General features: G+C 40.3%; 11 protein-coding genes. 9 read left to right on the forward strand and 2 right to left on the reverse strand.

Features of this window, described 5'->3' with window-relative positions; genetic code table 11:
* The first annotated feature begins 196 nt into the window (after positions 1 to 196).
* From HPE63_RS15580 to HPE63_RS15615, 8 genes are all read left to right on the forward strand, one after another.
* The gene (locus tag HPE63_RS15580) at positions 197 to 4,264 is read left to right on the forward strand and encodes a hybrid sensor histidine kinase/response regulator transcription factor (protein ID WP_188315210.1); all 4,068 of its coding nucleotides are present in this window, start codon (positions 197 to 199) and stop codon (positions 4,262 to 4,264) included.
* A gap of 184 nt (positions 4,265 to 4,448) precedes the next feature.
* Entirely contained in the window at positions 4,449 to 5,486 is a 1,038-nt protein-coding gene (locus HPE63_RS15585; protein ID WP_188315211.1) for a c-type cytochrome, read from the forward strand.
* A 178-nt stretch (positions 5,487 to 5,664) separates the two neighbouring features.
* A complete protein-coding gene (locus tag HPE63_RS15590) occupies positions 5,665 to 6,339 on the forward strand; it encodes a Tat (twin-arginine translocation) pathway signal sequence containing protein (protein ID WP_188315212.1) in 675 nt (224 codons plus the stop codon).
* 76 nt (positions 6,340 to 6,415) lie between these two features.
* Positions 6,416 to 6,829: a DsrE family protein gene (locus HPE63_RS15595; RefSeq protein ID WP_188315213.1), complete on the forward strand. Its 414-nt coding sequence runs from the start codon at positions 6,416 to 6,418 to the stop codon at positions 6,827 to 6,829.
* A gap of 84 nt (positions 6,830 to 6,913) precedes the next feature.
* A complete protein-coding gene (locus tag HPE63_RS15600; protein ID WP_188315214.1) occupies positions 6,914 to 7,714 on the forward strand; it encodes a sulfite exporter TauE/SafE family protein in 801 nt (266 codons plus the stop codon).
* 85 nt (positions 7,715 to 7,799) lie between these two features.
* Positions 7,800 to 8,102, forward strand: a complete 303-nt coding sequence (locus tag HPE63_RS15605; RefSeq protein WP_223198187.1) for a DUF4242 domain-containing protein — start codon at positions 7,800 to 7,802, stop codon at positions 8,100 to 8,102.
* Between the two features lie 73 nt (positions 8,103 to 8,175).
* Entirely contained in the window at positions 8,176 to 8,553 is a 378-nt protein-coding gene (locus tag HPE63_RS15610) for a cupin domain-containing protein (protein WP_188315215.1), read from the forward strand.
* 201 nt (positions 8,554 to 8,754) lie between these two features.
* A complete protein-coding gene (locus HPE63_RS15615) occupies positions 8,755 to 10,251 on the forward strand; it encodes a pyridoxal phosphate-dependent decarboxylase family protein (RefSeq protein WP_188315216.1) in 1,497 nt (498 codons plus the stop codon).
* 322 nt (positions 10,252 to 10,573) lie between these two features.
* On the opposite strand, the gene HPE63_RS15620 is transcribed toward HPE63_RS15615, so the two are convergent.
* Both HPE63_RS15620 and mnmA read right to left on the reverse strand, forming a co-directional pair.
* The gene (locus HPE63_RS15620) at positions 10,574 to 11,515 is read right to left on the reverse strand and encodes an NAD(P)H-dependent flavin oxidoreductase (protein WP_188315217.1); all 942 of its coding nucleotides are present in this window, start codon (positions 11,513 to 11,515) and stop codon (positions 10,574 to 10,576) included.
* Between the two features lie 105 nt (positions 11,516 to 11,620).
* A complete protein-coding gene (mnmA, locus tag HPE63_RS15625) occupies positions 11,621 to 12,811 on the reverse strand; it encodes a tRNA 2-thiouridine(34) synthase MnmA (RefSeq protein ID WP_188315218.1) in 1,191 nt (396 codons plus the stop codon).
* Positions 12,812 to 13,011: 200 nt separating this feature from the next.
* Between mnmA and HPE63_RS15630 the strand changes: the two genes are divergently transcribed.
* The gene (locus HPE63_RS15630; RefSeq protein ID WP_188315219.1) at positions 13,012 to 14,916 is read left to right on the forward strand and encodes a fasciclin domain-containing protein; all 1,905 of its coding nucleotides are present in this window, start codon (positions 13,012 to 13,014) and stop codon (positions 14,914 to 14,916) included.
* Positions 14,917 to 15,012 lie beyond the last annotated feature (96 nt).

The raw sequence follows: 15,012 nt of genomic DNA on the forward strand, positions 1-15,012 counted from the left end.
ATTCCATACCTCTTCCTATAATCTTACCATGCACACATCATTCCTAATTGATGATGGTGGTTATTGGTCCTGATATACAGATTTGACACCCTTTTAATGCAGATTTCTTATCTTAGTTTTATATCATTTTTAAGAGCGCTTAAAAGTCCCCCCCTTTTACATAGATACAACGCATATTGTCAACTAAGAATTAACGATGAGAACAGTAAGCCATCTTAGAGTTCCTATCTGCAATTTTTTATTGCTACTAATTTGCTATGGCAGTATTTTTTCTCAAGAAATTGACCCAAGAATCAGATACTATTCTTTGGAGCACGGACTTTCACAGGTAACAATAAATGACCTTATCCAAGATAAATCAGGATTTATATGGCTTGGCACACAAGATGGCCTTAATAGGTTCGATGGGCAAAAATTCAGACATTTCAAGTACAGTGAATTAGATTCCACATCAATATCTTGTAATTCAATTACCAAATTGTTGGCCGATCCCAATGGAAACGTCTGGGTTGGTACCTTGGATGACGGACTTAATTATTATGATGCCAATCTCGATATATTCCATAGAATAAAGTTGAGGGCCAAAAAAAATGAAAGTATTACTGGTTTGACGATTGAAGAAAATGGGATTCTCTGGGTAACCACAAGAAATTCGGGACTGTACAGCTTACAGCCAACTAAGACCGGGTCCTTTTATCAGGAAAATTTTCTAAATGATAAAGCCTTAAGCGCCTTGACCTTAGATTCACAACAAAATTTATGGATTGGAAGTTTGCAAGGAGCGGTATACAAATGGAACTTGCAAATCTCCAAAACCCCTCCAAAAACACCTGAGGTTCGGATTCAAGGAAATATTCTGGCTTTTTATAAAACCACAAATGGACTTCTCATAGGTACTGATATCGGACTTTATATCTATGATTTGAACCGTAAGTCAATTATGCCCTTTAACCTTAACGAAAATGGTGTAAGCCAAACAAGGCATATCACAGAATTTTTGGATGATGATGGTTCAAAGGTTTGGATAGGAACCGGTTCTGGTCTCTACCTCTTTGATTGGCGCTCTAAAAAAGTATTGAAAAAAATCGCATACAATGAGGATAATACCCTTGGTCTCAGTAACAATACCGTACAATCCCTTTTACGAATTGAAGCCAATCAAATTTTTGTAGGGACCGCCAATAATTTAAATCTTCTAGATTTCAAAGAACCTTATTTTAAGAATATTTCCAAAAACAAACGAGGGGATCATTTATTGAATGACAATGTCGTTTTCTCGATCCTGAAAGATGAAAACCAATTATGGATTGGAACTTCGGATGGTGGGCTGAATTTGATACAAGAAGGAAAAAACTACTATTTCAAGGAAGATCAAAACAATGCTTTGAGTATTTCAGGAAATGTGGTTCGCGAAATTGTAAAAGACCATAAAAACCAAAGATTGTGGTTAGCAACAACACGCGGTTTAAGTATGTTGGATTTAAAGTCATTTGACCCTGAAAATCCAAAATTCAAGGTGTTTAAACATGACCCAAATAATCCGGAAACCATTAATAACGATTTTATCAAAGGTATTACCTTGGATAACGGAGGAAATGTTTGGGGGGCAACTTTTGGGCATGGTATTTTTAGACTAACCCTGAGCGGTAGTAATGATGTTAAAGTAAAAAGATTTAAAAATGAAAGATATAATCCTAATTCATTGATCAATGATTTTACCCAATGTATTCTCGCCGATGCCGATGACAACATTTGGATAGGATCTCAAGGGGGATTGACCCGACTTAGCAATATCGCAATTAATCTGGATCAGCCTGTTTTTACCAATTATGTGGAGGATGTAAATGATGACACCTCAATTTCGGCCAATTCAGTGTACGATATCACCATTGATTCCAATGAAAAAATGTGGTTAGCAACTCACTATGGATTGAATTTATATTTAGGTGATAACAAATTCCAATCATGGGTAAATCCAGAACAGAAAATGAATGGAATTATATATTGTATTCAACATGATGATTCTGATAAGCTGTGGTTGGGAACCACAGAGGGCATAGTAAAATTCGATCCAGTTTTGGACGACTTTAGATATTATGGTGTAAATGATGGTATTCAAAGTAAGGAATTTGATATACATGCTAAGTATTTGGACGACGTAGGTACAGTTTATTTAGGGGGTATAGCCGGGGTAACCTATTTTCAACCAAAATATTTAGAAAAAATTGACCGCCCGGAATCGCTGTATTTTTCACAATTACGGGTGAGAGATGAAATTGTAAAGACCAACAATGCGACAAAACCTTGGCTTACAAACTCAATAATCAATACAGGGAACTTACAGTTTAGGCATGATGAATTCCCTTTTTATCTTGACTTTTCCAGTATAGATTATCGGCTGAACAAGGATGTTTCCTATGCCTATAAGCTTTTACCAATCGATGCCGACTGGAACTTTTTAAAAGAACCGGAAATCCAATTTTTAAACCTTCCTTCTGGCAGTTACACCTTGCAGGTCAACGGTTTCTCGAGAGGAGAGGAATGGGAACAAACACCCTTACAAATGGATCTTGAGATTCTACCCCCTTGGTGGGCAACTTGGTGGGCCTATCTTCTTTACGCCGGTATTACGATCGCTTTTGCAGACAGATTCTACCGCTTTCAGCTCTCAAAACGATTGGCCATAGCTGAAAGCCTTCGCCTAAAAGAGGTAAATGAACTAAAAAATAGTTTATATGATAATATTACGCATGAATTTAGAACTCCACTTACTGTTATACTTGGGATGACAGATTCACTGGAAAGTGAATTACGGACCAAAACAAATCCACCCATAAAAAATTCGGTTGAAATGATTCGTAGAAATGGCAGAAAACTGTTATCCTTAGTGAATGAGATGCTGGATCTTTCCAAACTTGAAAGTGGTCATATGGAAACGAATCTCATACAAATCAACGTAGTGCCCTTTATTAAATATTTAGGGGAAAGTTTTCATTCATTTGCCCAGGAAGATGACATACATTTCACAGTGTATTCTGAAATTGATGAATTAATGATGGATGTGGATTCGCAGAAATTATCAACTATCATATCAAACTTACTCTCTAATGCCATAAAATTTACGCCCCCGCTTGGAAAAATCGTGCTTCATATCCATAATGAGAATAATACAAATTTGATTATCAAGGTCAGCGATACTGGAGTGGGAATTTCCGAAGAAGAATTACCATATATATTCAATCGTTTTTATCAAGCCGATGCTACAATAACCAGAAGAGGCGAGGGTACGGGTATAGGACTAGCCTTAACCAAAGAATTGGTAAACGTGCTCGGGGGCCAAATTTCAGTGACCAGTACACCTAACGAGGGTAGTGTATTCAAGGTAACGCTACCCATTACCCATAATGCACCATACACAAATTTGGAATCAACGAATCCAAATCCAGAAAACGCGCCGAATTTAGAGTTCCTAGATGTCCAAAAACGGGAAAATGTAGTTCCTTTCGATAAGCCTGAATTACCATTGGTACTCATAATTGAAGATAATAAGGATGTCGCCTATTATCTAAATCAATGTTTAATGGGCACCTATAATACAATACATGCCATAAATGGCATTTTAGGTCTCGAAATGGCATTCGAACACATTCCGGATATTATTATTTCTGATGTCATGATGCCTGGTAAAGATGGTTATGAGGTTTGTAGCATGCTGAAAAAGGATGAACGTACCGACCATATTCCCATAGTACTCTTAACCGCCAAGGCAACTTCCAAGGATCGTGTCTTTGGCCTTACAAAAGGTGCGGATGCTTATTTGGCAAAACCATTCCAAAAAGAGGAATTATTCACACGATTGGAACAATTGCTATTCTTGAGGAAAAAATTGATTACTAAATTCCAACAAGGTCAAGTCTCTAAAGTAATTGCAAAGCAACCCATAAATGCGGAAACAAAATTTATCACCAAAGTCATTGATCTTATACATGAAGATTTGGATGATTCGAGTTTTGGCAGTTCTGAACTAAGCGCTAAACTTGGGCTAAGTGAATCACAGGTCTATCGAAAACTAAAAGCAATCACCGGAAAATCCACTGCCGTTTTTATAAGAACTATCCGTTTGGAAGATGCGAAAGAGCAATTACAGACCACCGATAAAACCGTTTCTGAAATAGCCTATGCAGTAGGGTTTAACGATCCATCCTGGTTTAGCAGGGCTTTTAAGGAAGAATATGGCCACCCTCCCAGTGATAGACATAAATAACTGATTTTATATATTTTACAATTTTTCATTGCATGGTTTTGCAATAATGACAATAGGTTATTCGAGCTCTTTCACAAATACTCCTAGAGATTGCATAAATAGTGAAAACCATTCTAGGATAGTATAGCTAAACTTGTAGTACTCCCCCTTAACAATATTTCAAAAACAACTAGTACGATCGGTCATGAAAGATGATACCATTTATCTTATCAAAAAATTAAGACTTCAAGTCACAGTATGTTGTAGCTTGATAGTGTTGGTCGGTATAACTACCCTACTGTTTTATTTTGATGTGTTTGCCAAAGATCCAATACCCTTAGTGGAAATTTCACTGGGCCCGGTAGAATCGAAATACGATGTTTCATTATTGGACGATTCCGCTGAAAATGCAGCATTGAAATTTGGACATGAACTTTTTATAAATACACCCAAATACCTTGGTCCGGACAATGGCAACCCAGACATGGTCTATGCCGGCAATAGATTGGCATGTAACAATTGCCATTTAAAGTCGGGTACCAAGCCCTTTTCGGCTCCCCTCATTGGGATCATAAAAAGATTTCCCCAGTTCAGGGGGAGGGAAAACAAAATAGGGACCATCGAGGAACGGATCAATGGCTGTATGGAACGCAGTATGAACGGTAGGGTGTTGCCACCCGATGGAAAAGAAATGCAAGCCTTTATCACCTACCTGAACTGGCTAAGTCGGTTTGCGCCAGAAGGCGGAAAGGTAGCTGGACAAGGGTTCGTTAAAGTTGAAATTCCGAACAGAAAAGTTGATCTTATTCATGGGCAACAGGTTTTTGAAAAGAACTGCATCGTATGTCACGGCAAAAATGGGCAAGGGGTTAAAACATCGGATAGTTTCACCTATCAATACCCACCCCTTTGGGGTACCGATTCCTATAATAATGGGGCAGGAATGACCCGTGTAATCACAGCGGCCCAGTTCATTAAGGCCAATATGCCTTTTGGAACCACTTATGATGCCCCCGTACTTTCAGATGAAGAAGCATATGATGTGGCCGGCTATATCAACCAGCAACAACGACCGGAGAAACCGAACCGGGAAGCGGATTTTCCGGATCTGACCAAAAAACCAGTATCCACCCCTTATGGGCCCTATGCCGATACCTTCCCTATTGAGCAACACCGTATTGGTCCTTTTCAACCTATTATGGATTTTTATAAAAGCGAGTACAATATTGTTAAGTCTAAGTAGGGCCAAGCGTTAAGAAAATGTCGGGTGGACATTTTTAGCAAAGGAGACAGCCGGGGCGTTGGCCTTATAAACAAGAATGTTTAATGGAGAAATCGAAGATATAAATGCCTTTTAAAACAATCATGTAGGATGTGAATAATTACTTCTTGCAGAATATTAATCAAATAAATATATACGGATGAAAACAAAGACAAATTCAAGAAGAAGCTTTATGGGTGCCATGATGCTTGGTGCCACGGCAAGTACCCTTTCAGTACTTGGCAATCCGGCCTTTGCCGGTATGACCGATTTCAGTGAAACGCAAATGAACGAAGCCGATGATTGGTTTAAGCAGATAAAAGGAAAACACCGTATCGTTTATGATGGATCCTATCCGCACAAGGGGTTTCCAATAATTTGGAACTGGGCGTTCTATTTATCAAACAATGAAACTGGATCCCCAGACGATGATATTACGGCCATGACCGTTTTACGTCATGATGGAATTCCATTTGCTTTTAATTCTTCCCTTTGGAAAAAATATCCCTTGGGAGAGGTTTTCCATGTAAAAAAGGCAGACGGGACCACCTATGACCGTAATCCGTATTACGAACCCCAAGAAGGTGATTTTCCACTTCCTGTGATCCAAGGCATAAAGGATATGCAAGCTCGAGGCGCCATGTTCTGTGTCTGCAATTTGGCCATTTCGGTATACAGTGGTGCCGTGGCCCAGCAAATGGGATTAGACCCAAAGGAAACCTATGAAGAATGGATAGCAGCCGTGATGCCGGGAATTCAAGTGGTACCCTCAGGGGTTTGGGCACTGGGTAGAGCCCAGGAAAATGGTTGCGGTTACATCTTTGCGGGAGAGTAAGCAGCCCCGAAGTTTCTGGGGAAGAAGTACTCGGAAATACGTAATTAGTTCGCAGTAATCTTTAAATAAACACATTATGAGAAAAGTTTTGAATATAGTATTGGCATGCCTCTTTACCACACTGGCATCTGCCCAAGAAAATCCGGTAAAAATCGTATTCGATGTCACAAGTAGCAATACGGGGGTTCACGAATCCACCATGCGCCATGTAAAAATGATGTCGAATGCCTACCCCGATTCAATGTTCGAGGTGGTCATGTATAGCGGAGCCTATGAAATGGTAGTGAAGGACAAGTCCGCTGTATCGGATGAAATGGAAGCCCTGGCCAAGAACAACAACGTAGATTTTGTGGTTTGCCAGGCATCGTTGAATAGGCATGAAATCGATGTTTCCCAGTTGGTTGCCGGAGTTAGGGCCGTACCAGACGGTATTCTGGAAATCATTCAAAAACAGGGCGAAGGCTGGGGCTACATTAAGGAAGGACAATAATAGACCATATTCTTGGAAGTATAGTGTCCCTTCGCAAATACGCGAAGGATCAAACCAAGGGCACATTCAATTTTAAATACTAAAATGGAAACCATAGAGATTTTTGGTTATTTAGGGGCCTTAATGGTCGGCCTTGTATTGGGTCTAATGGGTAGTGGGGGTTCATTGATCGCAATCCCCATTTTTACCTACTTATTCCATATCAGTCCTATTACCACAACGGCGTATTCGCTTTTCGTCGTGGGTACTTCCTCTACAATTGGGGCCTTTAGAAACTGGGAAAAGGGATTGGTTGATTTTAGGATTGCCATTGTATTTGCCATCCCAGCTTTTATTGCCGTATATGTAGTGCGGAAATATATACTTCCCATAATTCCAATCGAGATAATCACAATAGAGGATTTTATGGTTACCAAGGATATGGCGATTATGGTGTTTTTAGCCCTTACCATGCTATTGTGTTCTCTTTCAATGCTACGGAAAAGGAAAGCGTTAAGTGATCATAGCCAAATTAATCGGTACAATTATCCTTTGATACTATTGCAGGGCATTCTAATCGGTTTATTTACCGGTGTTGTTGGGATCGGTGGAGGTTTCTTGATCATTCCCACCTTGGTTTTATTGGTAAAACTACCCATGAAGAAAGCAGTAGCAACTTCATTGTTTATTATCGCACTAAAATCTTTGATCGGATTTATGGGCGATGTAGGGAATTTGGAGATAAACTGGGACTTTTTAATAGGGTTTACGGTAGTCTCCACCTTAGGCATTTTCTTGGGCATCTATCTTTCTTCCTTTATTAAGGGGGAAAAGCTTAAAACTTATTTTGGGTGGTTGTTATTGGTCCTCTCCGTCGGTATTATTTACAAGGAAGTTTTTACCTAAATAAAAGATATCGAAAAAAACACTTTTAAAATACAACTTGAACAATAATTGAATTTTTATACGAATAACAAATAAGAATAAAAAAATGATTCGACCAGAAGATTTAACCGAAGAACAAAATATGTATGTAATTGAAAGAGCTATTCCGGGGGCTGGTGAACTGTCCCAGGAACAGTTAAAAGGTATTTCACAAACCTCATGTGGGGTATTAAATGAAATGGGTCCTGAGATTCAGTGGATACATAGCTATGTCACAAGTGATAAGATTTATTGTGTATATCATGCCCCAAATGAAGAAATGGTACGTGAACACGCAAAACAAGGGGGATTTCCAGCAAATTCCGTAAGCCAAGTGGCTACTATTATTGACCCTTCAACGGCTGAATAAGCTGTAACCAAAATTTAGGTTTGGTGGTATACCTACCACTGTAATTAATTGTTTAACTTAAAAAAATAAAATCATGAAAATCAAAAAAGAAGATCTTCCAATCACAATGCAGGCAGGAAATATGATCATGCGAGCACAAGCAGATTGTGGTGGCATAACCCTAGGGTACAATGAACTACCAGCAGGCACCGATTTTACCCCTTTGTTAAAGGGATTGAATCACGACAGTTGCCATTGCCCGCATTGGGGCTACGTTATAGATGGTAAAATGTTGATCATTTACGATGACGGAAAAGAAGAATTGGTCACTAAAGGTGATGTCTACTATTGGCCCGCAGGCCATACGGGCATTGTCAAAGAAGATTTGAAACTTCTAGAATTCAGTCCAACAAAGGAGTTGAACGAAGTACTTACCCATGTGGGTAAAAGAATGGCCGAATTAGCAGGTTAAAGACTGGAAGTAAACCATTGATGTTCGTTTTATGCGGGAAAAGGGAATAACACCGGGATAAAACAAGAAAGGGTATTTTCAAAATAATCGGTTATAAACCAATTGATACTATAGCCGATTTTTTTATTCCAATTAGATGTAACTTATAGGCCATTGTCTTTAATTAGCCCTTTGATATAAAAAAATGAAAGAATAGACTAAATGACAAACCACAGGGATACACCCATTGAAATTCAAAAAGAGGATTTTAAAAAAATCGGTTATCAATTGATCGATACGATAGCTGATTTCTTTGACACCATTGACGATTATCCAGTAACAAAAGGGGAATCTCCTATACAATTACAAAAGATTTTAGGCACTTCATCCTTTCCAGAGCAAGCTACCCCTGCCGAGGAAATCATTATAAGAGCTTCCGATCTATTGTTGAATCATTCCTTGTTCAATGGTCACCCCAGATTCATGGGGTATATTACCTCCTCTCCTGCCCCAATTGGTGTTTTGGCAGATTTAATGGCTGCAGCCATAAACCAGAATGTTGGCGCGCAAGTATTAAGTCCCATGGCTACCGAAATTGAAAAACAGACCGTAAAATGGTTGGCAGAATTCATCGGGGTTTCCCCCAATTACGGGGGAATATTGGTGAGTGGCGGCAATATGGCCAATTTTACCGCATTTCTGGCCGCAAGAACGGCCAAAGCACCAATGAATATCAAAGAAGAAGGGCTTGCAGCAAATCAGTCCAAACTGATTGCCTATTGTTCTAAAACTACCCATACATGGGTAGAAAAAGCGGCAATTCTCTGCGGACATGGCTCCAAACAAACCCGTTGGATACCTACCGATGCGTTCAATAAAATAGATACCGTTATTTTAGAAAAAACCATAAAAGAAGATTTAAAAAATGGACACCAACCCTTTATGGTCGTTGGTACGGCTGGCGATGTTAGTACTGGTGTGGTAGATAATCTAAAAGAAATCGCTGCAATCTGCAAAACCTATGACCTTTGGTTTCATATCGATGGGGCCTATGGGGTTCCAGCAGCGATAATCCCTGAATTGAAAGCTACATTTGAAGGACTTAAGGATGCCGATTCCATTGCACTTGACCCACATAAATGGTTGTACGCCCCTCTTGAAGCGGGCTGTACGCTGGTGAAAAAACCACAACATCTTTTAGATGCCTACAGTTCGCATCCCGAATATTATCATTTCAATAAAACAGAAGATTTAAAAGCACAAAATTATTATGAATACGGCCTTCAAAATTCCCGTGGTTTCAGGGCATTGAAAGTTTGGATGGCTTTTCAGCAAGTAGGAAGAAAAGGATATGCGAAAATGATTCGTGAAGATATTGAATTATCCGAATTGTTGTTTAAACTGGCCAACAAGCATAATGAATTGGAAGCGGTATCCCAAAATTTAAGCATTACTACTTTTAGATATGTCCCTACGGATGTTCCCCACGATGATAAAAACAGCATGACCTACCTAAATACATTGAATGAAGCATTGCTGCAGGCTTTGGAATTAGGTGGCGAGGTTTTCTTTTCCAATGCTATTGTAAAAGATAGTTATTGTCTCAGAAGTTGCATTGTGAATTTTAGAACCTCAAAAAAGGATATTGAGGAGATTATAGAAATCGTGGTTCGTGAGGGTCGTATCATGCACAAAAAACTACATACCAATCAATTATGACCAACAAGACCAAAGAAAGAGTAAAATCGATTGATCCTCTTAGGGGGCTGGTCATGATGAATGGAATATCACTTCCGGTGACAAAAAACACATATACAATTTGGCCCGTAAAAGCTATTTTGCCGCAGTTGAACAAGGGGATGGCGGGGTTCAGGATTTCATTCATACCCCGAATTTTATTCTGGTCGATACGAAAAAACGAATTCGGGAGTATATAATGGTACCAACGATAAGGAAATTGAACGTATCACACAGGATATTAACCTGCTTCTACTTGAAAAGGATTAATTCCGCTAGTTATAACCTAACACATCAAAGAAAATTAGCGTGAGGAGATGTTATATTTGGCTTCTTCGAATTCCTGTACAATTTCGGTGACTATCTGTTCTGCAGGTTTTATATCATGGATCAGTGCTGAGACTTGCCCTATTTCCAATTCACCTTCGACCATATCGCCCTCGAACATACCTCTTTTCGCCCGGGCCCTTCCCAAGAGTGCTTTCAATTCTTCTTTGGTCGCCCCTTTTTCATAGGCCCGTTGTACATCTTGATAGAATTTGTTCTTGATCAATCGTACTGGGGCTAATTCCTTTAGCGTTAATTGGGTATCCCCTTCCCCAGCTTCGACCACCCGTTGCTTGAAAAGCTCATGGGATGAGGCCTCGTCACTGGCTACAAAGCGACTTCCTATTTGCACCCCATCGGCACCTAACACCATTACCGCCAACATGGCCCTACCCGTTGCTATGCCACCTGCCGCAATCAAAGGGATTTCTATTTTTTCCTTCACGGCGGGAATCAATACCAACGTGGTAGTTTCATCGCGCCCATTGTGACCACCTGCCTCAAAACCCTCTGCCACGACAGCATCTACCCCAGCCTCTTGCGCCTTTAGAGCAAATTTGACACTACTGACCACATGTACGACCGTTATCCCGTGTTCCTTTAGATGCGATGTCCATGTCTTTGGATTTCCTGCGGATGTAAAAACGATTTTTACGCCCATTTCTATAATAAGGGCCATGATCTTGTCGATATCGGGATATAACATGGGTACGTTGACCCCAAAAGGTTGATCTGTTGCCTTTTGACATTTTTGGATATGCTCCCGTAAGACTTCAGGATACATACTTCCCGCACCGATAAGTCCCAATCCGCCAGCATTGGAAACGGCTGAAGCCAAGCGCCAACCACTGGCCCATACCATTCCTGCTTGGATTATGGGGTATTTTATTCCGAAAAGCTGTGTGATTCTGTTTTGCATGAAAATTTGTCTGTTCTACATCCGTTGGGAACTAGTGAAAAATACGTATTATCCTCTCGACTGCTGTACCCGAGGCAGTTGGACCCTCGATGGGAGAATACTATATTATGAAATCACTCCCGACCCAATAAGTTCATCTCCGATATACCAAGCCACAAATTGACCTTCGGTAATGGCCGATTGTTTCTCTTTAAAATCCACATAGAGTCCACTATCTATCCTATATAGTGTCGCCTTTTGCAAAGGTTGACGATAGCGGATTCTTGCCATAACCTCCATATTTTCATCCACGTTCAAGGCCATGTCTGGCCGTACCCAATGGATTTCGGCATTGGTCACAAACAAGGTTCTGCGATATAATCCTGGATGCCCTTTACCTTGACCCGTATATATTACATTTTCTTCTATATCAGTGTCAATGACATACAAAGGATCTTTAGTGCCCCCGACATCCAACCCTTTACGCTGACCCTTGGTAAAATAATGGGCACCCTGATGTTCCCCCACAACTTTTCCGTCCTTGATAGTATAGTTTGGTTTTTTCGAAAAAAAGGCCAATTCATCTTCCTTGTTCCTAAAATCGGGTAACTGTTCGCGATACTGGTCCAACGTGGCTTCCACCTCTACAATAACTCCCTTTTTTGGTTTTAATTTCTGTTGGAGAAATTCCGGTAATCGAACCTTCCCTATAAAACAAAGTCCCTGGGAATCTTTTTTATCAGCGGTGATCAATTCATTATCTGCAGCGATCCGCCGCACTTCCGGTTTGGTCAGTTCCCCGATAGGAAAAAGTGTTTTGGATAATTGCTCCTGGTTAAGCTGGCATAAAAAATAGGATTGGTCCTTATTCCTATCAATACCCGAAAGCAGTTGAAAGGTTTCCTTGCCATCGGCGCTGGTAAAGGAACCTTTTCTACAATAATGTCCTGTTGCCACATAATCGGCCCCTAATTGTAAAGCGATTTTTAGAAAAACATCGAATTTGATCTCGCGATTGCATAACACATCCGGATTAGGGGTCCTCCCCTTCTCATATTCGTTGAACATATAGTCCACGATACGCTCCTTATATTCCACACTTAAATCAACCGTTTGGAATGGGATCCCTAATTTTTCAGCTACGATCAAGGCATCATTACTATCTTCCAACCACGGACACTCTTCAGAAATTGTAACGGAATCGTCATGCCAATTCTTCATAAATAGGCCAATAACATCATACCCCTGTTCTTTCAACAGGTATGCTGCCACACTAGAATCCACGCCTCCCGAGAGTCCTATAACTACTTTTTTCATTCTTTCTTAAAAGTGCACAAAAATACAAAATAAGGTAGTGCGACCCTAAAAAATGCAAGAACGCATTCCTGCGTGGAAATTTATTTTGTTAAACTTTTTACAATTAATGCTAAACAAAACGTAATCTTTTGTAATATTGTTTATCTTTTAATCGAATATGTTAAACAAATTTATTTTATTAACCTTTAATATCTCTAACAATGAAATCAAAAACTAAAATTTTAAATCGATTTATTTTGTTGCTGCTGGCGACATTTGTATTGTCCTGTTCCAATGATGATGATAACGGTCCTGACCAGAGGGAGGCAGATCCTGGAATGGTTGATGACCTGAATATCGTTGAAACGGCCCTGGCCACAGAAAGTGTTAGTAGTTTGGTAGCGGCCTTGTCAAAGGCTGATGAAAGCGCTGCAAACGACCTTATTACCACGTTAAGTGATGAAAACACCAGTTTTACCGTCTTGGCTCCAACGAATGATGCTTTTGAAGACTTGTTGGCCCGATTGGATGGATTTGATTCCTTGGACGATTTTAATAACGAACAATTACAGAATCTATTGGCTACCATATTGACCTATCATGTCGTAGGCGGTGCTTCCGTAGTTTCAGGGGACCTTTCAGAAGGACAGGTTGTATCAACAGTTCAAGGTGAAGACCTAACCGTGAGTTTAAGCGGTGGCGTATTCTTTACGGATGCCGCAGGTGAATCTGCACAAGTGACCTTGGCCGATGTAGAAACAAATAATGGGGTTATACATTTAATAGACAAGGTGCTTTTACCTCAAGCTGCTTTGGATGCTTTAAGTGATGTGCTTTTGGTTTCCATAACCGATTTGGCGATTGCCACCCCAACCCTAAGTAATTTGGTAGCGGCTTTATTGGCCGCAGATGGTGATTTACCAACCGTTTTGGCTGGTGAAGGTCCTTTCACAGTTTTCGCACCTACTAACGATGCATTCGAAACTTTCTTGGCTGATAACGGATTTGCGGATTTGAGTGAGGTTCCTGTTGATGTACTAACTCAAGTTTTATTGAACCATGTGGTAAGCGGAACCAATCTATCTACAGACCTAACCGCTGGCTACGTGTCTACACTTTCAACCGCAGGTGCCGGTGGCAATAACTTAAGTATGCTTGTAGATCTATCAACTGGCGTTACATTAAATGGTGTTTCCAATGTTACGGTAGCCGATAATAAAGCGATCAACGGGGTGGTACATATTGTTGATGCGGTTATAGGGTTGCCCAATATTGTGGACCATGCTGTTGCCAATGGAGATTTATCAGAATTAGTTGGTGCTTTGACATCCGGAGGCAATACCACCTTCACCACTTTGCTTTCCGATTCGGAAACTGATTTTACGGTATTTGCTCCTGTGAACGCTGGCTTTTCAGCATTTACGAATCCAAATGCTAATGATTTGAATGCTATTCTGTCTAATCATGTTATAGTTGGTGCAGCCGCTTTTTCTAGTGGTTTATCCAATTCATATGTTACCACAGCAGCTGCGAATGCCGATGGGGACAATCTTAGCATGTATATCAATACAGATGATGGAGTTACCATTAATGGCACAAGTAATGTTGCGGCTGCCGATATTGTGGCGACAAATGGGGTTATCCATGCCGTCGATGCAGTAATTGATTTGCCAAGTGTAGTGACGTTTGCAGTTGCAGACCCGAACTTCTCAACCTTGGTTACAGCTTTGACTGAATTGACGCCAGCGACTGACTTTGTTTCGGTATTGAGTACGCCAAATGGTACCGACCCAGCGCCGTTTACTGTATTCGCACCAACGAATGAGGCTTTTGCTGCGTTGGCCGCTATTCCTGAAGAAGATGTATTGACCCAAGTATTACTGCATCATGTAGTAGGAGGTGCCAATGTTCGTTCTACTGATTTAACTCCAGATGGAGACACTACAGCCACAACGTTGGAAGGTGATAGTATGACGATAACCCTACCTGGTACGGGAGATAATATTGCAGATGTTACCGATGGTGCTGGCAATTCCGGAATTGGAATAATTGCAGTGGATGTACAAGCCAACAACGGGGTAATCCATGTATTGAATCAGGTGATGATTCCAGACACAACGAATTAATCGATTGAATATAATGATGATATAAAAAGCCGCTTAATGCGGCTTTTTTTTGTTTTCATCTTTAACGTAAAGCTTTGATATCCAATTATTTTGTTA

It is taken from the genome of Maribacter arenosus, from assembly GCF_014610845.1.
Classification (GTDB): Bacteria; Bacteroidota; Bacteroidia; order Flavobacteriales; family Flavobacteriaceae; genus Maribacter_A; species Maribacter_A arenosus.

Bases quoted from the DNA above. Each gene is read 5' to 3' on its own strand.
- HPE63_RS15580 (WP_188315210.1), top strand. From the start codon at position 197: ATGAGAACAGTAAGCCATCTTAGAGTTCCTATCTGCAATTTTTTATTG.
- HPE63_RS15585 (WP_188315211.1), top strand. From the start codon at position 4,449: ATGAAAGATGATACCATTTATCTTATCAAAAAATTAAGACTTCAAGTC.
- HPE63_RS15590 (WP_188315212.1), top strand. From the start codon at position 5,665: ATGAAAACAAAGACAAATTCAAGAAGAAGCTTTATGGGTGCCATGATG.
- HPE63_RS15595 (WP_188315213.1), top strand. From the start codon at position 6,416: ATGAGAAAAGTTTTGAATATAGTATTGGCATGCCTCTTTACCACACTG.
- HPE63_RS15600 (WP_188315214.1), top strand. From the start codon at position 6,914: ATGGAAACCATAGAGATTTTTGGTTATTTAGGGGCCTTAATGGTCGGC.
- HPE63_RS15605 (WP_223198187.1), top strand. From the start codon at position 7,800: ATGATTCGACCAGAAGATTTAACCGAAGAACAAAATATGTATGTAATT.
- HPE63_RS15610 (WP_188315215.1), top strand. From the start codon at position 8,176: ATGAAAATCAAAAAAGAAGATCTTCCAATCACAATGCAGGCAGGAAAT.
- HPE63_RS15615 (WP_188315216.1), top strand. From the start codon at position 8,755: ATGACAAACCACAGGGATACACCCATTGAAATTCAAAAAGAGGATTTT.
- HPE63_RS15620 (WP_188315217.1), bottom strand. From the start codon at position 11,515: ATGCAAAACAGAATCACACAGCTTTTCGGAATAAAATACCCCATAATC.
- mnmA (WP_188315218.1), bottom strand. From the start codon at position 12,811: ATGAAAAAAGTAGTTATAGGACTCTCGGGAGGCGTGGATTCTAGTGTG.
- HPE63_RS15630 (WP_188315219.1), top strand. From the start codon at position 13,012: ATGAAATCAAAAACTAAAATTTTAAATCGATTTATTTTGTTGCTGCTG.